The organism is Rhodococcus sp. MT28, assembly GCF_058792695.1.
The window spans coordinates 200590-218650 of the sequence record NZ_JBXAFD010000006.1; the positions used below are offsets into that span (position 1 = coordinate 200590).

General features: G+C 60.5%; 17 protein-coding genes and 1 pseudogene. 14 read left to right on the plus strand and 4 right to left on the minus strand.

The genetic code is table 11. The features are described 5' to 3' along the window. The first annotated feature begins 5 nt into the window (after positions 1-5). From AC1Q6C_RS23440 to AC1Q6C_RS23450, 3 genes are read left to right on the plus strand one after another with little or no spacing between them, the layout of a single operon-like run. Positions 6-1016 (plus strand): bifunctional MaoC family dehydratase N-terminal/OB-fold nucleic acid binding domain-containing protein, encoded by a 1011-nt coding sequence (locus AC1Q6C_RS23440; protein WP_230359879.1) that lies wholly within the window; start codon positions 6-8, stop codon positions 1014-1016. 2 nt (positions 1017-1018) lie between these two features. Further along, a complete protein-coding gene (locus AC1Q6C_RS23445) occupies positions 1019-1459 on the plus strand; it encodes a MaoC family dehydratase (protein ID WP_020968404.1) in 441 nt (146 codons plus the stop codon). After that, a complete protein-coding gene (locus AC1Q6C_RS23450; protein WP_003945661.1) occupies positions 1456-2625 on the plus strand; it encodes a lipid-transfer protein in 1170 nt (389 codons plus the stop codon). Before AC1Q6C_RS23445 ends, AC1Q6C_RS23450 begins: the two co-directional genes overlap by 4 nt. Before the next feature lie 111 nt (positions 2626-2736). On the opposite strand, the gene AC1Q6C_RS23455 is transcribed toward AC1Q6C_RS23450, so the two are convergent. Next, on the minus strand, positions 2737-4038 hold the full coding sequence (locus AC1Q6C_RS23455; protein WP_230359489.1) for an HNH endonuclease signature motif containing protein: 1302 nt from the start codon (positions 4036-4038) through the stop codon (positions 2737-2739). Between the two features lie 85 nt (positions 4039-4123). Between AC1Q6C_RS23455 and AC1Q6C_RS23460 the strand changes: the two genes are divergently transcribed. The 6 genes from AC1Q6C_RS23460 to AC1Q6C_RS23485 all read left to right on the plus strand — a co-directional run bounded on the left by AC1Q6C_RS23460 (position 4124) and on the right by AC1Q6C_RS23485 (position 9997). Further along, on the plus strand, positions 4124-4690 hold the full coding sequence (locus AC1Q6C_RS23460) for a GNAT family N-acetyltransferase (RefSeq protein ID WP_058227269.1): 567 nt from the start codon (positions 4124-4126) through the stop codon (positions 4688-4690). Between the two features lie 31 nt (positions 4691-4721). Continuing rightward, the gene (locus tag AC1Q6C_RS23465; RefSeq protein WP_007734026.1) at positions 4722-5723 is read left to right on the plus strand and encodes an AraC family transcriptional regulator; all 1002 of its coding nucleotides are present in this window, start codon (positions 4722-4724) and stop codon (positions 5721-5723) included. A 134-nt stretch (positions 5724-5857) separates the two neighbouring features. Continuing rightward, entirely contained in the window at positions 5858-6268 is a 411-nt protein-coding gene (locus tag AC1Q6C_RS23470) for a VOC family protein (protein ID WP_047269632.1), read from the plus strand. A 126-nt stretch (positions 6269-6394) separates the two neighbouring features. After that, complete coding sequence (gene acmB / locus AC1Q6C_RS23475) at positions 6395-7588, plus strand: methyl acetate hydrolase AcmB (RefSeq protein WP_492666835.1); 1194 nt, start codon at positions 6395-6397, stop codon at positions 7586-7588. Between the two features lie 103 nt (positions 7589-7691). Beyond that, complete coding sequence (locus AC1Q6C_RS23480) at positions 7692-8540, plus strand: mycofactocin-coupled SDR family oxidoreductase (protein WP_047269630.1); 849 nt, start codon at positions 7692-7694, stop codon at positions 8538-8540. Further along, positions 8537-9997, plus strand: coding sequence for an MFS transporter (locus AC1Q6C_RS23485; protein WP_047269629.1), 1461 nt, complete (start codon positions 8537-8539; stop codon positions 9995-9997). Before AC1Q6C_RS23480 ends, AC1Q6C_RS23485 begins: the two co-directional genes overlap by 4 nt. A 30-nt stretch (positions 9998-10027) precedes the next feature. Here AC1Q6C_RS23485 and AC1Q6C_RS23490 read toward each other — a convergent pair whose 3' ends face one another. Then, the gene (locus AC1Q6C_RS23490) at positions 10028-11575 is read right to left on the minus strand and encodes a glycoside hydrolase family 71 protein (protein ID WP_221741631.1); all 1548 of its coding nucleotides are present in this window, start codon (positions 11573-11575) and stop codon (positions 10028-10030) included. Positions 11576-11852: 277 nt separating this feature from the next. Between AC1Q6C_RS23490 and AC1Q6C_RS23495 the strand changes: the two are divergent. The 3 genes and pseudogenes from AC1Q6C_RS23495 (at position 11853) to AC1Q6C_RS23505 (ending at position 14266) form a co-directional block, all read left to right on the plus strand. Next, positions 11853-12809, plus strand: a pseudogene (locus AC1Q6C_RS23495) (ATP-binding cassette domain-containing protein). Further along, positions 12806-13606, plus strand: coding sequence for an ABC transporter permease (locus tag AC1Q6C_RS23500; protein WP_003945537.1), 801 nt, complete (start codon positions 12806-12808; stop codon positions 13604-13606). Before AC1Q6C_RS23495 ends, AC1Q6C_RS23500 begins: the two are co-directional and overlap by 4 nt. Before the next feature lie 30 nt (positions 13607-13636). After that, positions 13637-14266: a TetR/AcrR family transcriptional regulator gene (locus AC1Q6C_RS23505; RefSeq protein WP_007734052.1), complete on the plus strand. Its 630-nt coding sequence runs from the start codon at positions 13637-13639 to the stop codon at positions 14264-14266. Here AC1Q6C_RS23505 and AC1Q6C_RS23510 read toward each other — a convergent pair. Continuing rightward, positions 14257-15051 (minus strand): putative protein N(5)-glutamine methyltransferase, encoded by a 795-nt coding sequence (locus AC1Q6C_RS23510; protein WP_214924495.1) that lies wholly within the window; start codon positions 15049-15051, stop codon positions 14257-14259. The two genes, AC1Q6C_RS23505 and AC1Q6C_RS23510, sit on opposite strands and share 10 nt — an antisense overlap. A 209-nt stretch (positions 15052-15260) precedes the next feature. Here AC1Q6C_RS23510 and AC1Q6C_RS23515 point away from each other — a divergent pair, with 209 nt between their 5' ends. Next, on the plus strand, positions 15261-16421 hold the full coding sequence (locus AC1Q6C_RS23515) for a lipase family protein (RefSeq protein WP_492666836.1): 1161 nt from the start codon (positions 15261-15263) through the stop codon (positions 16419-16421). Positions 16422-16431: 10 nt separating this feature from the next. Here AC1Q6C_RS23515 and AC1Q6C_RS23520 read toward each other — a convergent pair whose 3' ends face one another. Further along, positions 16432-16998: a TetR/AcrR family transcriptional regulator gene (locus tag AC1Q6C_RS23520; protein WP_230359491.1), complete on the minus strand. Its 567-nt coding sequence runs from the start codon at positions 16996-16998 to the stop codon at positions 16432-16434. Positions 16999-17109: 111 nt separating this feature from the next. Here AC1Q6C_RS23520 and zapE point away from each other — a divergent pair, with 111 nt between their 5' ends. Beyond that, positions 17110-18057, plus strand: a complete 948-nt coding sequence (gene zapE, locus AC1Q6C_RS23525; protein ID WP_230359492.1) for a cell division protein ZapE — start codon at positions 17110-17112, stop codon at positions 18055-18057. Positions 18058-18061 lie beyond the last annotated feature (4 nt).

The following is an 18061-nucleotide window of genomic DNA, read 5'->3' on the forward strand; positions in this document are numbered from 1 at the left end:
AACAAATCGTGTCAGATCCCATTCTCACTGCTGCCGAGCGGGTTCGAGAGGACGGGCCAAGCGCTCCTCGCGCCGGCCGGGACCCCGTGAACCTGCCGATGATCCGCAACTGGGTCGAGGCGATCGGTGACGAGAACCCGATCTATGTCGACGAATCGGCCGCCCGCGCCGCCGGACACGACGGAATAGTCGCACCGCCGGCGATGGCGCAGGTATGGACGATGCGCGGTCTGGGGGCAATTCGAGAAGCCGACGATCCGTTGGGCCGGATGACGGACATCCTCGACGAGGCCGGATTCACCTCCGTCGTCGCGACCAACTGCGATCAGATCTACCACCGCTACTTGAAGCCGGGTGAAGAAGTCACCATCTCCTCGGTGTTGGAAGACGTTGTGGGACCCAAGAAAACAGGTCTTGGTCAAGGATGGTTCTTCACTACTCGCAGCTTCTGGCGGGTCGGCGAAGAACTGGTCTCGGAGATGATGTTCCGGATCTTGAAGTTCGCGCCGCCAGTCAGCGAGAGTTCCTCCACTGACGTGCCTGCGGACCTGGACGCATCTCGAATGCTGCGTCCGACAGCATCCCTCGACACGCAGTTCTTCTGGGACGGTGTCGCCGCACACGAGTTACGTATTCAACTGCGTGCGGACGGTTCGGTACAGCACCCGCCGGTGCCCGCGATCTGGAAAGACAAGTCGGAGCAGACCGACTACGTGGTCGCGTCAGGTCGGGGAACGGTCTTCAGCTTTGTCGTTCACCACGCCCCCAAGGTTCCTGGTCGGTCATTGCCGTTCGTCGTTGCCCTGGTCGAACTGCCTGAGGGTGTGCGGATGCTCGGCGAATTGCGCGGCGTCGATCCGTCGAGTGTGTCGATCGGGATGGAGGTGGAGGCGGTCTACCTCGACTTCCCCGGAGACGAAGAGACCGGGGGAACTCCCTGGACTCTGTACGCCTGGCAGCCGGTTTCTGTGTCTGCGGTGTCTGCGGTGTCTGCGGTTTCTGCGGTGAAGGAGTGACGATGACTTTGACGACGGATATCACTGTGGGAGAGGTTCTTCCGCAGCTCTCGATTTACGGCGACCCGACGTTTGTGGTCTCGGCGGCGCTCGCTACCCGCGATTTTCAAGATGTTCACCACGACCGCGATCTCGCACAGAAACGCGGCTCGAAAGACATTTTCGTCAACATCCTCACCGACACCGGCTTGGTGCAGCGATTCGTGACCGATTGGGCCGGACCGCGGGCTGTACTCACGTCGATCAAACTCCGCCTCGGAGTCCCCTGGTACGCCTACGACACCTTGACGCTCTCCGGAACGGTGACCTCCTACGACGAGGATCTCGTGTCGCTCGCGGTGGTCGGCAAGAACAGCCTGGGAGATCACATCACCGCACAGGTCACACTGGCATTTCCGGCGTCGGGCTCGAATGGAGACATTGAAAACGGAGACATTGAATGAGCGCATTGTCCGGCAAGGCAGCGATCGTCGGAATCGGAGCCACGGATTTCTCGAAGGACTCCGGTCGCAGTGAACTGCGACTGGCCGCCGAGGCTGTTCAAGCCGCGTTGGACGACGCCGGTCTGACACCCGCCGACGTCGACGGTCTTACCTCGTTCACCATGGACACCAACACCGAAGTGGCAGTAGCTCGTTCGGTGGGGATTCCGAACCTCAAGTTCTTCAGCCGCATTCACTACGGAGGCGGTGCCGCTGCGGCGACGATTCAGCAGGCCGCCATGGCTGTTGCCACCGGCGTCGCAGACGTCGTCGTCGCTTACCGCGCGTTCAACGAGCGATCGGGTGCGCGTTTCGGGCAGGTGAACTCCGGCCTTGTGGCGCAGGTCAATTCGTCGGGTACGGACAACGCTTTTTCCTATCCTCACGGATTGGGTACTCCTGCATCGTTTGTCGCGATGGTCGCGCAGCGATACATGCACGTATACGGAGCGTCCAGCGAGGACTTCGGTCGAATCGCCGTCGCGGACCGTAAGCATGCAGCCACCAATCCGAAGGCGTTCTTCTACGGAAAACCGATTACCCTCGAGGACCATCAGAACTCGCGATTCATCGCTGAACCTTTGCATCTTCTCGATTGCTGCCAGGAATCCGACGGCGGCATCGCCATCGTCGTCACCTCGGCAGAACGAGCCAAAGATCTGAAGAACACCCCTGCCGTTATCGCTGCCGCCGCACAGGGCAGCGGGGCAGATCAATACATCATGACCAGCTATTACCGCGACGGTTTGACCGGCCTACCGGAGATGGGCCTTGTCGGCGATCAGCTCTGGTCACAAAGTGGGCTGCGCCCGTCGGACATGCAGACGGCGATCTTCTACGACCACTTCACGCCCTATGTTCTGATGCAGCTCGAGGAACTCGGTTTCTGTGGCAGGGGAGAGGCAAAGGACTTCATCGCCGGTGGCGCAATCGAACTCGGCGGCAAGCTTCCGATCAACACCCATGGTGGACAGCTCGGCGAGGCATACATTCACGGGATGAACGGTATCGCCGAGGGTGTTCGGCAGATCCGCGGTACTTCGGTCAACCAGGTCGACTCCGTCGAGAATGTACTGGTGACTGCGGGAACGGGCGTTCCGACATCGGGGCTTGTGCTGACTCGCTGATTATCGTGGGCACAGCTTCATCAAGCGTCACGGCCTGTTGGCACCGCATCGGGGTCTCCTTCGATGCGGTGCTCGGTCCGTGTTCTGTTGTCGCCAAAGAGGTTTGACCTCTCAGGTTTTGAAGGTGGTGTTCGCCGGCCGCGGGTGCTGCTGCGGGTCGATCGAGGGCGGCGGAATGAACCACGGTTTGTTGTCGACACCGATCCGAATCGCCCATTTCCCGACGAACGCGGCTTTGCGGTGCATCAACCGATGATGTGAACGGCACAGCAGGACCAGGTTGTTCATCACCGTCGGGCCACTGTTCGCCCAGTGCTTAATGTGGTGCGCATCCGTCCAGGCCGGTACACATGTGCAGCCGGGGAACGCGCAGCCCTTGTCCCGGGCGATCAACGCCACTCGCTGTTCGGCGGTGACCAATCGTTTACCTGGTTGCGCATCCAAGGGCGCGCCGTGATCATCGAGCAGCACCGTGGACAGGAAACAATCGCACCCAAGGAGTCTGGTCTGCGAGACCGAGAGCGGCCCCAGCCACGGCATGTGCCCGACATCAAGATCAGACACAGCCACTCCACCACCATCAGTTGGTGTGGCGGCGCAGTCCCGATACTCCGCCAAATCACGGGCGTTGATGTGCACGTTCACATGCGGACGCTGACCACCATCGGTACCAGTCTTGGCGCAATCGAGATAACGCCGGATCAGTTCGGTGAACCCGTCCGCCGTGCGTTTCGCCGTCGACCGAGCATCCGGGGTTCCATCGGGTGCCGGGGTGGGCATCGTCAGATTCGACAACGCCGACAGCAGCATTTCCCCGGTCAGGGCGTCGAAATCGCCGCGCACCACCACCCGACCGTTCAATGTCGAGGCGATCCGCAACTCATTGAGATCGACATCCTCGGCGGGCGGGATCTCATCCGATTCGAACACTCGCTCCAAGGTCGCGATCACGTTCCGCACTTTCGTCGTCGTCGCTTCCACACCCGACGCAGCCGCCAACAACAAATCGATGCACTTCGGTAATGCCTCCTCCGGCATGCCCTTCGGCGGTGACTCACAGAACGCCACGATCAACACGGCATGATCGAACGAACAATCCCCGCCATCGAACCGAGCCGCCACCGCCGGAAACGGCCGCAAAGCCGCACCCAATGCGGCGATCTTCTTCCCGTCCCGAACCTGCAGCATGGTGTTCGCCGCCAACCACGAACCGACACCGCGGCTGGCGATCACCTGATCATCGGAACGCAACGAGAGTTCGTCGACCACGGCCACTCGAACGGCTTCCAGGCGCAGAATCTCCGCGCTCGCCGACACCGCAGCCGCACGTAACTCAGCAGCCGACAACTGCCACAGACGTCCACGTAACCCCACCGCAGAACCCGACACCACATCCGACAACAAGACACTCATTGAATCCCCCGATCCCCTCCCCAAATCATACTCGAACATGCGTTCGAGTCAAGAGGTGCTTTTGGGCTCGCTCTAGGATCGCTGGATGTTCACGTTGACTACGGAACGCCTTGTTCTTCGAGATTTCACTGCCGCGGATGAAGGTGCCGTCCATCAGTACGCGTCCGACCCTGCCGTCTGTAGATATGTTGATTGGGGGCCGAACACCCCCGCGGTGACCAGGGCATTCCTGGCTGACGCGGCACTCGAAGCTGCGCTCGTCGAACGTCGCACGTTCACCCTGGCCATCACGTCGAAGGCCGATGGAGCGGTCATCGGTTCGGTAGCTGTGTGGGAAGTATCCGCCGCGCACCGGCGGGCGGAACTCGGTTTTGTCGTGAACCCGAAGTTCCAAGGGCGAGGCTATGCGTCGGAGGCGGGGCGCGCGGTTCTGGAATTCGCCTTTGCTCGCTTCGGAGCGCAGCGAGTGCAAGCAACGTGTCGTCCCGAGAACTCGGCGTCGGCGTCGGTGCTCACCAAAATCGGAATGGAGGAGGAGGGGCGAATGAGGGCACACATGGTGATCCGGGGGACCGCGGTGGATTCGCTGCTTTTTGCTGCAACACGACCCGCCGCCGTACAGCCAGAGATCACGTCATCTCACTTCGCGTGACCTTCCCGGGCCCTGGTGCGATACTCGAACCATGTTCGAGGATGCCTTGCTCATCGACGCGGCCGGCCGGCCCACTATGCAGCATCACCAGGCCTTTTCTCGGGACTGGGACCGCATCAAGGAGTGGTCCGACAACATCTACATGCCGTATACGGTCACGCCGATCGGAAGTCGGTTGAAGCCGGCTTCGGACATGTACTCCGCGGCAGTCGGCAAGATCGACGTCACCAGATTCTGTTACGGGATTCCGGTCTCCGTCGGTGAATGTTCGCCTGAGGCCGGAAACATTCTGGTTCTGACGACTATCAGAGGCAACGGTCGACATGCCCTCGGCGGAGGAACTGCGGTGAATACTGCCGTGGGGGAGACCTTTGTCGCCGACTGTAGCCGGACCGACTACTTCGTCGAATTCGACGAAGATCATCTGCAGCTGAATCTCACTGTGCCGCATCAGCTTGTCGCCGATCACGCCATGCAATGGTTCGGGTCGGTTCCCGACGACCGTCTGTGGCGGCACAAGTGCACCATTGGCGGGCGGGGCTCGAGTTGGCTGGCATTGATGGACTACGTCGTTCGCGCAATTGCAGAGTCGCCTGAGGCGATGTCGAGCGAAAGGCTGGGTGCCAGGGTTCAAGAACTCATCGCGGCTCAGCTTCTCGACGAGTGGGCGACGCAGGCCGGGCTGCAACTCGGCGTCGACGTCGCCTCCGCCGAACCTGCCTACGTGCGATCGGCAGAGGAGTACATCGATACGTTTGCTCGCTCGGTGCCGACGGCATCGGAGATCGCGGCTGCGGTGGGTGTCAGTGTCCGGGCGCTCACTGCGGGATTTCGACGGTACCGAGACACCACGCCGGGGCAACGATTGCGCGCGCGTCGGTTGGAGGGTGTACGCGGCGAACTGTTGCGTTCCGACGGGAGAACCGTCTCCGAAATCGCCAACGCCTGGGGCTACGTCAATCTGGGCATGTTTGCGGCCACATACCGGAAACGGTTCGGAGAGTTGCCTTCCGAGACCCGGAATCGACTCTGAGGACAGTTGTTTGAACGGTCATGACGATCGTTTTACGCACTCGATGAACTGCCGTGATCCGTTGTTTCGTGTCGGAGCGTTCTGCAAGGATTGAAATCGAACGTGACAGCAATCCCACGAGCTAGGAGTACGTCATGGCAACTCGACTCAATCCGTACATCAGCTTCAACGGCAATGCCCGTGAGGCGTTGGAGTTCTACAAAGAAATCTTTGGTGGCACGCTGGCGCTGAGCACGTTCGGTGAGTTCGGCAATCCCGGTGAAGGCGGCGACAAGATCATGCACGGAATGCTCGAAACCGATCAGGGATACACCCTGATGGGTGCCGACACTCCGCCCGGCATGCCGTACAACCCCGGCGACAACATCACGGTCAGCCTCAGCGGCGACGACGGCGATGTGCTGCGCGGGTACTGGGAGCAGTTGTCGGGAACGGGAACGGTGAGCGTTCCACTCGAGAAGCAGATGTGGGGCGACGAATTCGGCGCCTGTACAGACAAATTCGGCATTTCCTGGCTGGTGAATATCGGAGCGCCCCAGAGCTGACTCCAATCTCTGCCCGGTTCTGCCGAAACGAGACAGTTTTCCTGCCGTTTCGAGGCAGAGCCGGGTGTGTGATCGCCGTTACATTCTGTTCGACAAGACAAGTTGCAAGTCGGATGGAGAAATGCAGTGACGATCGAAGATATTGCGCGGAAGCCCCTTTCGAAGCAGCGCCTCGACGACGTGCTGGCGCGAGCAACTCAGGGGGCTGATCGCGTCCCGGGTGTGGTCGCGATGATTACGGATCGAGAAGGCAACATCTACGAGGGTGCTGCGGGCGAGCGGACTCTCGGTTCCGGCGTTCCGATGACCCTCGATACAACCTTTGCGCTCTTCTCCACCACCAAGGCGATCACCGGTACCGCTGTCCTGCAATGTGTGGAGGAGGGATTGCTCGATCTCGATGCACCTGCAGCGACCTATGTTCCCGACATCGGTGAGCTGAAGGTCCTGGACGGTTTCGACGCCGGCGGAAACCCCGTTCTTCGGGAACCCAAGCGTGACATCACCACTCGCATGCTGCTCCTTCACACTGCGGGGTTCGGCTACGACTTCTTCAACGAGTCGTACAACCGGCTCTCACAGGAACATGGGCAGCCCAGCGTGATCACGTGTAGCAAAGCGGCGCTCAAGACACCGCTGCTCTTCGACCCGGGTGAGAAGTGGGAGTACGGCACCAACATCGACTGGGCCGGACATGTCGTCGAGTCGATTCGAGGTCAGCGACTCGGCGATGTCATGCGTCAGCGCATCTTCGAACCTCTCGAGATGGCCGATACGGCATTCACGATGAGCCCGTCGATGAAGGATCGACTTGCGCCGATCCATCAGCGTGAGAGCGACGGAAGCCTCACTCCGCTCATCGGATTCGAGCTTCCGGCCGAACCCGAGGTGCACATGGGTGGTCACGGTTTGCACGGCACTGTCGGCGACTACATGAAGTTCATCCGTATGTGGCTCAACGACGGCGCGGGCACTTCGGGTCGCGTGTTGTCGTCGGAGACGGTAGCTGCAGCCGTTCAGAACGGGCTCGAAGGCCAGCACGTGGGGTTGTTGCCCGGAGTTCTCCCGACGCTGTCCAACGATGCGGAATTCTTCCCCGGTGTACCCAAAGGATGGGCATACTCCTTCATGACAAATGAAGAGGTGGCACCCACCGGTAGGCCGGCCGGATCGCTGGCTTGGGCGGGTCTTGCCAACCTCTATTACTGGATCGACCGGCAGACCGGCGTCGGCGGGTTCTGGGCAACGCAGATTCTGCCGTTCGCGGACGCTGGATCCATCAACGGATACCTGGAATTCGAGACCGCCGTTTACCAGTGATCGGCTGGATTCCCGCTGTCCGGGATCGACTGTTTCTTTCGGGCGGGTTCGGAGTACGCATGCAGTACAGCGCACGCTTGCATACGACGAACTAGGAGACGGCATGAACAGCCTCGAAGGCAGCTTCGAAGGAAAAGTTGCACTGATCACCGGCGCCGCACGCGGTCAGGGGCGCGCCCACGCTGTCGCATTCGCGGAGCGTGGCGCGGACATCGTGATCTGCGACCGGTGCGAGAACAGTGATGTCGTCGCCTACCCCCTCGCAAACGAGGAGGATCTGAAGGAAACCGTTCGTTTGGTGGAAGCCACCGGTCGTCGGTGCATTGCCGTCAAGGCAGACACTGCTGATCGCGAAGCAATGGACGCGCTCGTTGCCCGCGCTGAAGCCGAGTTCGGCCGTGTCGACATCGCCGTCGCGAATGCCGGTGTGTCCGTGCCCGCTCCGGTCACGTCGATGACGTCGGCACAGTGGAACGAAGTCATCTCGTCGAACCTGACCGGTGTGTTCAACACCGTTGCGGCCGTGTCAGGTGGAATGGCGGAACGTGGTTACGGTCGCATCATCACGATTTCCTCGATGATGGGTCGATCCGGTGGCACCCAGATGGCGGCGTACGGCGCCTCCAAATGGGGCGTCATCGGTTTGACGAAGAGTGTGTCGCTCGAACTGGCCAACTCGGGTGTGACCGTGAATGCTATTGCGCCGGGGAATATCTCGACGCCGATGATTCACAACGACATGATGTACGCAATGATGCGGCCTGACCTCGAATCGCCGACGGCAGACGACGTCGAACCCGTGTACGCGACTCTGCATGCGCAGCCGGTCGGTTGGCTGGATCCCTTCGAGATCACGCGAGTAGTCCTGTTCCTCGCCGCCGACGCGAGTGCCCACATGAGTGGCATCGTGGTTCCTGTCGACGCCGGAGTAGCCGCTCGCTCGAACGCTTGACGGACAAGACTGTTCGCGCGAAAGCGCGGACCGGGTGGGTCGTCGGCGTCCTGAGTCTGAGCGGTGTGGTGGTCGCGCTGCAACAGACCTTGGTGGTGCCGGTCCTGCCTGCGTTCGCGACGGCATCGGGAGTATCGTCCTCCACCGCTTCCTGGCTGGTGACCTCGACGTTGCTGACCGGTGCCGTCGCGACCCCTCTCATCGGCAGACTCGCCGACATGTTCGGTAAGCGCGCGATGATGCTCGTCTGTCTTGCCGTGATGATCGTCGGCTGCATGGTTGCGGCGCTCAGCCAGAGTTTCTGGTTACTGATCCTCGGGCGCTCGTTGCAGGGGTTCGCGACGGCACTTCTGCCCGTCGGAATCAGCATCATGCGCGATGTCCTTCCTCCGGAAAAGCTCAGTGGTGCAGTAGCTCTCATGAGTGCGACGTTGGGGATCGGTGGCATGTTCGGTATGCCGATGGCTGGGGTGATCTCGGCGCACTGGGGACTACCCGCGCTTTTCTGGGTCACCGGTGGATTCGGGGTAGTACTGATAGTCGTCTTGCCGCTGGTGGTGCCGGAATCGGCTGTGAAGAGTCGCGGACGCTTCGACTTTCTGGGGGCCACGGTCCTCACACTCGCTATGACTGCACTGCTGCTGGCCGTTTCGAAAGGAACCGAATGGGGCTGGGCAAGCCCCGAGGTTCTGGTTCTGATCGCGTCCGGCGTGGTCTTGCTCTGTGGATGGATTCCGTGGGAACTGCACACGCCGGCACCGCTGGTCGATCTGCGGACTTCACTTCGCGCTCCGATTCTGGTTTCGAACGTCTGCGCAGTATTACTCGGTTTTGCCATGTTCATCAGCGCGTTGGCGGCAACGCAGGAACTTCAGTTGCCCCTGGCGTCGGCGGACGGTCTCGGACTCTCGGCTGCCGAAGCCGGACTGGCGATGATGCCGGGCGGAGTCCTGATGATCGGATTGGCGCCGGTGTCGTCGAAGGTGACGAGGCGATGGGGAGCGAAGGCCACGTTGGCCTCAGGAGCGATCGTCATCGCAATCGGATACGTCTTGCGTGTGCTGTTGACGCCGACGCTGGTCAATATCGTGATCGGCGCTGCCGTGGTATCGGCCGGTGTGGCATTTTCCCTGGCAGCCATGCCGACTCTGATCACCGAATCTGCGCCGATCCATCAGACTGCCTCGGCCAACGGATTCAACAGCCTGCTCCGTTCGGTCGGTACCTCCACCGGAAGCGCCGTTGCGGCAGCGGTATTGGCCGGTTCGACGGTGGTGATCGGTGCGAGCACTGTGCCGACCCTGCATTCGTTCGCGGTTTTGTACTGGATCGGAGCGGGCGTATCGGCACTGGCGGCCGCGGTGACCTTGGCAGTGAGGGTGGAGCGGACGGGGGCGGTATCGCGGCCCGAGTTACCAATTGCAGCCGAAACCGATGGCGCAACGAAGATCGGGTGAGTCGACGGACTCACCCGATCTTCGTCACCGTTATCTCCGACTGGAATCGACCAGGTACTCGAGATTCTGGTTGTACGGTGTGGCCGTCACCGCCGCGTGTGAACTCACCCGAGACACCTCGGTAGTGCCGCGAACGACAGAGGCCTTGATGGAACCTACTTTCAACGGGGCGATGCAGCTGCTCATCCCGGCCGGGGCATTGCAGGTGGTTGTCGTGCTTCCAACAGTCACTTTGACGACTGCGGGAGCGGTCAAGAAGGTGAGAACCTCGACGGTATCGCGAGCGGGGGATGACCATTGGCGCAGTGACATCGGGGGTGTCGAAGGGTTGGCCGGAACTGCGGAAACTTTCTGCGTTCGATAACTCAGATAAGCAGTATCGCGGACGATCGTCGGCATTACCCCTGACCGGAACCAGTACAGACCATAGGCGTTGATGTCCAGCAGGGAGCGTCCGTGCCCCGCGCTGGGAGCAAAGGAAGTCCCCTCGCTGTAATCGTTCCAGGTTGTCAGTTGGACCCATTCGCTGCCTGAATCGAGCGCGATCTGCCAGGTATTGCGAAGATTCTGCGTGTTTTCCGCTTCGTCGTAGATGGCCTGGTTCGGTCTGACGTCTTGGAAGGAGACCGATTGCATCCAGATCTTTCCCAACGCATGAGCCGCGGCAGCCAAATCAAGCGGAGTATTTGGGCTGTTTACCACTGGGTTTCCCGCCGGATTCCGGTTTCCCCAACTCGACATGCCATAGCTGATGGAGGCAAACGCATTGCGGTTTGCCGCTGCGTCTAAAAATACCGGAACTAATGCGACATTTATCCCATAGGACTGACTCATCAGGGTTATGAACTGCGACCACCATGTTGGACTTTTGGCTTCTGCAAGAAATGGGGAAATCACGAGGCGCCCGTCCCCAAGTTTGAATACGGACGGTTTTGTCGCATATGGTGCCATTTCTGCGGCGAGCTCTGCAGGGGTCATGTTATTGAAGGAAGCGCTCATATCGGGCATGAGCATTACTTTGAAATTCGGATCTACTGTGGCTGCGGCTTGCATGAGCGCGCCGGGAATGATTGAACCCCACCAACTGGTGTCCGTTGCCTTGGCCATGATGTCTACAGAGAACCCGTCGAGTCCAGCAGCGACCGCCTGACGAACTTCAGTTTCGAGATCTCTCTGACGCCACTGGGGATCTGCGATCGGAGGGCGTGGAGCAGGCCGATCGCGTATGAATCCAGCTGAGTTGACGTGTGCATTGTTCTCTCCGTGCACTGTCATGTACTGAGTTGTGTAGAAGTCGCTGTTCGGGGTCGCGTTGTCGATAGATACCGGGTACGGCGGAAAATAATGTCCGAATACCTTCCGCCCGTTCAGCGTTGCCCGGTCCGGAATGTCGAAGGGGAGAGCAGCAGATTCCGGATTGACAGAAAGAGTAGTGGGGGCAAACGTAGGTGATTCTGTGTGCCCTTGCCCCTGATAGGAATAGGCAAACGTGAGGGATAACGCGATTGCTGTCGAGAGACATAGGACTCGGATTGTTTTCGGCAGGATCGCGTACCGCTGAATGCGGACTAAACGCATGGGAGTTATCCTCCAGGTCGTATTTCTCGGCTGTAGAGACGTTTGTCTGGGAAGTGTTTGTGAGGCGCGAGTCGTGCGACGTTAACATGAACTGGATTCCGGGGCACTTTTATCTGCTTGGATACGCGAGCGAGCCCAATTGTGAGGATTCTGGACGGTTGACTCATGTCAATGGCCCCATGTGCAGCGCCCTTGCGGAAAATTTCCTGGAATGTGTCGGCCTCCTGGGTCACACTGGGGAACGGACTACCGACGGATTACCGATGCGGGAGGGCTCATGACCGAAGCGATTGTGGCCGAGGGGCTGGTCAAGAAGTACGGCGACGTCACGGCATTGGACGGCATCGACCTGGAAGTGCGCGAGGGTTCGGTGATGGCTCTGTTGGGCCCCAACGGCGCCGGAAAAACCACTGCGGTAAGGATATTCACGACGCTGCTCATTCCGGACGGTGGACGCGCCAAGGTTGCCGGGCTGGACGTGGTCGAGGATGCGCGGGCGTTGCGATCCAAGATCGGTGCTTCGGGTCAGTACGCCGCGGTCGACGAGTACCTGACGGGCTATGAGAACTTGGACATGGTCGGGAGGCTGTATCACCTCGGCGCCCGAAGCAGTAAGGCCCGAGCGCGTGAATTGCTCGAGCAGTTCGATCTCGTCGAGGCTGGAGATCGGCCGGTCAAGGGCTATTCCGGCGGAATGCGGCGACGTCTCGATCTCGCCGGCGCATTGGTTGCTCGGCCACAGGTGTTGTTTCTCGACGAGCCGACCACCGGCCTCGATCCTCGGGCGCGACTCGGTCTCTGGGACGTCATCGAAGGGTTGGTGGCTCAGGGGACCACGCTGTTGCTCACGACGCAATACATGTAGGAAGCCGAGAGGTTGGCCGACCAGATCGCCGTCATCGACCGCGGCTCGGTCATCGCGCGCGGTACTGCAGACCAGTTGAAGGCGCGGGTCGGGGGTGAGCGCATCGAATTGAGCGTGCACGAGGTCGAACATCTCGACATCGTCCGCGAGGAATTGCGCTCGCTTGCCGTGGGGGACATTCAGGTTCAAGAGAATGTCCGTCGCGTCACCGTTCCTGTCGACGACGGTACCGATGCGTTGGTCGCAGCGCTGAATCTCCTGTCGGCACGAGGCATCCGCGTGTTCGACGTCGGCTTGCGCAGACCCACTCTCGACGATGTCTTTCTCACACTGACCGGGCATCAGGCTGAACTGGAGGATCAGAAATGACCGTGCAGATGGCGCTCGAAGACGGTTTGACCATCGCCAGGCGAAACTTGATCAAGATCAAGCGCGTTCCGGATCTGCTGGTGTTCACCACTTTGTCGCCGATCATGTTCGTGCTCTTGTTCGCGTATGTGTTCGGCAGTGCGATCTCCGTCCCGGGCACGTCGTATCGAGAATTCCTGATCGCCGGAATCTTCACGCAGACGGTCATATTCGGTGCTACCTGGACTGGTTTGGGGATGGTCGAAGACATTCAGAAAGGAATCATCGACAGATTTCGATCGCTGCCCATGGCTCCGTCTGCCGTGCTGACCGGCCGAACATCGAGTGACGTGTTGATCAACGTCATCAGTTTGGTGGTCATGTCGTTGACCGGTCTTCTGGTCGGGTGGCGGATTCACTCCAGTTTCCTCGAAGCGGTGGCGGGTTATGCGCTGCTTCTGTTCTTCGCGTACGCGTTGTCGTGGGTCATGGCTGTTGTCGGGCTTTGGATCCGGACGCCTGAGGTATTCAACAACGCGAGCTTCATCGTCATCTTTCCGCTGTCGTTCATCGCGAACACTTTTGTCGAGACCACCAATCTTCCCGGCCCGCTCAAAGTGATCGCCGAATGGAATCCGGTGTCGGCGGTTACCCAGGCGGTGCGTGAATTGTTCGGCAATACCAATCCTGCGATGACGGTTCCGGATGCGTGGCCACTGCAGAATCCGGTCATTGCGTCGTTGTTGTGGACTTTCGGTTTGCTGATCGTCTTCGTGCCGTTCGCTATTCGTCGGTATCAGAAGGCAGTCAGCCGCTGACCTGGTGATTCCGGCCGGTAGGGTGGATATGTGCCGGAGCCCGAACGCATCGACAAACGCAGCCTGAGATACGCCGGGCGACGTGAGGAGTTGCTCGACGCGCTGACCCGCTACGTCATCGACAACGGTGTCGGGGAGTTGACGGTGAGGCAGCTCGCCAAGGCCGTGGGTGTGTCGCATGCGTCGTTGCTCAACCATTTCGAGAGCAAGGAGAATCTGCTCTCCGAGGTCATCGAGAACATGCGTGGTGAGTCCATTCCGATTGCGGTGCCGATGAAACCGGGGGTCGATCCGGCGACAGTGCTGACTGCGTGGTGGACCGAACGTACGACGCCGGAGGTCCTGCCGCGGTTCCGGGTGATGGTCGAGATCTACGCCCTCGCGCTCGGCGACCGCGACCGCTACGGACGGTTCCTGGACCGTTTTGTGGGCGATTGGATCGAGGCACTGGAAGCCGGTCTACGACAAGCGGGTTGCCCCGAGGACGATGTTGCCTCTGTCGCTACTCTGTTGCTCTCGCAAATGCGGGGTCTGTCGATGGATCTTCTGGCCACCGGGGACCGGGCCCGCGTCGATCGTGCGTTCGGGCTTTTTGTCGACGGCTTTGCCGCCCGCGCTCGGGAGTGGTCCACGCCAGGATCCGATCGCCTTCAACGCTGACCGATCACCACGGTCGACGCGGTCTCGCTGTAGGTTGCCACCCGAGTGAGAAACCCTCCCCGAGTGAATGTTTCAACAGTCATTTCGACCTGCTCCGTACTCGTCTCGACGAGAAGACAGCCACCCGGTCGTAGCCACGGCGCGGCGTCCGCGATGATGCGACGCTGCAGATCCAGTCCGTCGGTACCGCCGTCCAACGAGACCAGCGGTTCGTGAAGACGGGCTTCGGGCGGCATCAGCCTGATCGATTCGGTGGGGACGTAAGGTGCATTGGCGACGACGACATCCACGCGACCGAGTAATTTCGTCGGCAGTGGTTCGAATAAATCGCCTTCGAGTACACGCTCGGGCGGTGTGATGTTTCGGCGAGCGCACCGCACTGCGGCCGGTTCCACGTCTACCGCGTACAAATCGACGGCGTCGAGCGTCGACTGCAGGACAGCACCGACAGCTCCTGAGCCGCAACACATGTCGACGACGACGCTTCCTGGGGTGACAAGTGAGCAGGCCTGCCGGGCGAGGAACTCGGTGCGCCGGCGTGGGACGAAGACTCCGGAGTCGATGTGAATGCGCAAGCCGCAGAACTCGGCCCATCCGAGGACGGGCTCGAGTGGTTCGCCGGCAACTCGTCGGTCGACCATCGCGTCGAGTTCATCGCGAGAGCGTGCGGTGTGAAGAAGTAGGCGAGCCTCGTCTTCGGCGAAGACGCAACCTGCTGCTCGGAGGATCGCGGCCACCGACTTCTGCTGCGAAGCAGGGAAGGTCGGGAGATCAGGTGCTGACATGAGAGAGCCTTTCGGCCTCCTGATCTCGCGGGGGACCTGCACGTATCGAACACCGCCACCCTACCCGAGCAGGCGTGTCACGACGGTCGATGCGGAGCGGAAATTTAGGTTGACCAAATGGTAAGGCTGTTCTATGGTCTGAACTCGATCAGCTGATGTGGGGCCGATCACCACATATGCACCGTCACCGCAATCGGTAGGAGAAGTACGTGAGTAAGCGACTGTGTAGGACGCTCGTCGGACTGAGTGCGAGTGCGTTGGTGGCGTTGACAGTTGCGGCGCCGGCCGGAGCGGAACCGAACGATGCTCCGGGTGCTGTCGTGAGTCAGGAGTTGCTCGGTCCCGACCGGGTGATCCCGGGTGCCGTGAGCGCAACGAAGGTGACGTACTGGTCGACGGGCCCGAAGGATGCGCCGATGACGAGTACCGGTGTGGTGTATCGCCCAGAGGGAGCTCCGCCCGAGGGTGGTTGGCCGGTCATCTCCTACGCGCACGGGACGGTGGGTGTCGCGGATCAGTGTGCGCCGAGCAGCAGTGTTCCACTCGAACGGACCGCGACGCATCTGGGTCACTGGCTGGAGCAGGGATACGCGGTCGTGACCACCGACTACGTGGGGCTCGGAACACCCGGTGTTCACCCGTATCTCGACGGTCGTTCCGCTGCACACAGCGTTGTGGACATGGTGCGTGCCGCTCGTGCGGTCGACGACGACCTGTCGAGCGCATGGGTTGCGATGGGGCAGTCGCAGGGCGGGCAGGCGACTATGTTCACCGCTTCGCTTGCCACTGATTACGCGCCGGAGTTGGACTACCGCGGCGCTGTCGCCACTGGTGTCCCCTCGAACATCGAGAATCTTCTACCGCTCGGCGGTCCGGCTTTTCCGGCGCTTCCGCTCAAGGGTACGACGGTCTACATCGCGAACGTTCTTGACGGACTGCGTGCTACGCGGCCGGATATCGACATCGACTCGTATCTGACCCCGCTCGGCAAGACCATCCTCGACGACGTCGAGAACAACATGTGCTACACCGAGGCGCGCACGAAGTACGGCACCGTCACACTCGGGCAGGTGCTGACGAAGTCGCTGGACAATCCAGTATTCATGGAGGCTGCGCGTGACCTGCTCACTGTGCCGACCGCAGGATACGACCGCCCGTTCTTCATCGGTCAGGGGTTGTCGGACATCGATGTTCCGGCACCGCTGACACTGAAGTTCGCGGCCGACCTTACTGCCAACGGTGTCGACTTTGCATTCCATACCTATCCCACTGATCATCTGGGAACCGTTCCGGCTTCGGTTCCAGACAGTACCCCGTTTGTCGCGGCACTGTTCTCTGGTCAACGGCCATGCACCGGAAGCCTCTGCTGACCAACATCTTTCAGGCGGCACCAACTCCGCGCAGATAGATGTCGATCGGGATCCGAAGTTGCCGAACGGTTTCGGAGGAGCGGGGATCTCGGCTACGCGCTCCGAGACAGTAGTCGAAGATCAAGCCCTCCAGAAGGCTCAGATAATTTGCGGCGGCGACGTCAGGATCGTCAACGCCAACGATGTCGAAGACAGGCCTTGCCTTCTCCCGTGAAAACAGGCTGTCTTCGAGGAGTTGGTGCAATGCCGAATCTCGGGGAGTTTCCAAGAGCAGTGCATATCTCGCGATCAATTCGTGTCTGCGGTGCGAGAGAAGATCATCGAGATACTCGGCCGTCAGGGCAGCAGGATCGCTGGGCCTCTCGCGGAGTTCGTCGAATATCGAACGTGACCGGTGCACGATGTGCAATGCGGTTGCTTCGAGTAGTGCCTCGCGAGTGCGGAAATAGTACGACGTCGAACCGGCAGGAAGTTCCAGGGACTGATCAACCGCCCGATGGGTGAGTGCACGCGGGCCCTGCTCGGCGATGATCGTGACGGCGGATGCCGCGATGAGGGCTCTGCGATCAGGCTTCATGTCGTTCCTTGTTGTCGATGTTGCATGCTGCAGATGGTGCGTCGTGAGGGTCACATTGACTCGATTTGCCTTCGATCACTAGCCTCGACTCTACAGACGTAGAGGAGTCTTATGCTACTGGACAAAGAGCAGTTGGCGGCACGCGAAGCCCTCGACGCACTGCAGGCCCGGATCTCGGGCGGTGAGGTCGGGGGTGGGATCTATCTCTGGGGTAGCGTCGGCCGCGGGAAGACGATGCTCATGGACGAGTTCTACGACAGGCTCCCGGTCAGCAAGCGGCGCATTCACTTTCATCGGTTCTTTGCAGATCTGCACTCTCGGGCGCATGAACTCGGCTCGATGGGCGTGGCACTGGATCACGTCGTCGATGGAATCCGTGTGCTCTGTTTCGACGAGTTCCACATCGACGACGTCGCCGACGCCATGTTCATGGCAAGGGTTCTCGACACAATCGTCGCGAAAGGCGTGACTGTTGTCGTCACGTCCAATGTTCCGCCGACCGATCTTCTTCCCAATCCGCTTTTTCACGAGCAGTTCGTTCCGTCGATCGAGTTGATCGAACGGACTCTCGAGGTGATCGAGTTGGGTGGCTCCGTCGACTATCGGACGGCGGGACAGCCAGGTGCCGGGGACTACCGATTTGCGACAGGGGAATTCCTCGTCGGCTCGGGAATTACGCGGCCTTCGGGCGAAAGTGTCGAATTGACGATAGGCACACGCACATTGGAGTGCTCGGCGATTCGAGACGGTGTCGTCTGGTTCGACTTCGAGGTGCTGTGCACTGGTTCGACCTCGGCTGCCGATTACCTCGCGCTCGCCGCCCGCTTCGACGACTGGGTGATCTTCGGAGTGCCGGTGCTCGCCGAGGCGTCGGAATTTGCCCTTCGCCGTTTCGCGAATGTCGTCGATGTTCTCTATGACGTCGATGCGCGGCTGACGATCTACGCCGACGCTTACGTCGAAGAAGTGGCAGGCAGCCTCCGGGACGTGCCGGGGTTGGCGCGCCTCTACAGTCGTCTGTCGTTACTGGCGAGGTCGGCGGCGGGCAGCATCAGTTGAGGAG

Bases quoted from the DNA above. Each gene is read 5' to 3' on its own strand.
- AC1Q6C_RS23460 (WP_058227269.1), top strand. From the start codon at position 4,124: ATGTTCACGTTGACTACGGAACGCCTTGTTCTTCGAGATTTCACTGCC.
- AC1Q6C_RS23445 (WP_020968404.1), top strand. From the start codon at position 1,019: ATGACTTTGACGACGGATATCACTGTGGGAGAGGTTCTTCCGCAGCTC.
- AC1Q6C_RS23520 (WP_230359491.1), bottom strand. From the start codon at position 16,998: ATGAAGCCTGATCGCAGAGCCCTCATCGCGGCATCCGCCGTCACGATC.
- AC1Q6C_RS23490 (WP_221741631.1), bottom strand. From the start codon at position 11,575: ATGCGTTTAGTCCGCATTCAGCGGTACGCGATCCTGCCGAAAACAATC.
- AC1Q6C_RS23455 (WP_230359489.1), bottom strand. From the start codon at position 4,038: ATGAGTGTCTTGTTGTCGGATGTGGTGTCGGGTTCTGCGGTGGGGTTA.
- AC1Q6C_RS23510 (WP_214924495.1), bottom strand. From the start codon at position 15,051: ATGTCAGCACCTGATCTCCCGACCTTCCCTGCTTCGCAGCAGAAGTCG.
- AC1Q6C_RS23470 (WP_047269632.1), top strand. From the start codon at position 5,858: ATGGCAACTCGACTCAATCCGTACATCAGCTTCAACGGCAATGCCCGT.
- zapE (WP_230359492.1), top strand. From the start codon at position 17,110: ATGCTACTGGACAAAGAGCAGTTGGCGGCACGCGAAGCCCTCGACGCA.
- AC1Q6C_RS23450 (WP_003945661.1), top strand. From the start codon at position 1,456: ATGAGCGCATTGTCCGGCAAGGCAGCGATCGTCGGAATCGGAGCCACG.
- AC1Q6C_RS23500 (WP_003945537.1), top strand. From the start codon at position 12,806: ATGACCGTGCAGATGGCGCTCGAAGACGGTTTGACCATCGCCAGGCGA.
- AC1Q6C_RS23465 (WP_007734026.1), top strand. From the start codon at position 4,722: ATGTTCGAGGATGCCTTGCTCATCGACGCGGCCGGCCGGCCCACTATG.
- AC1Q6C_RS23480 (WP_047269630.1), top strand. From the start codon at position 7,692: ATGAACAGCCTCGAAGGCAGCTTCGAAGGAAAAGTTGCACTGATCACC.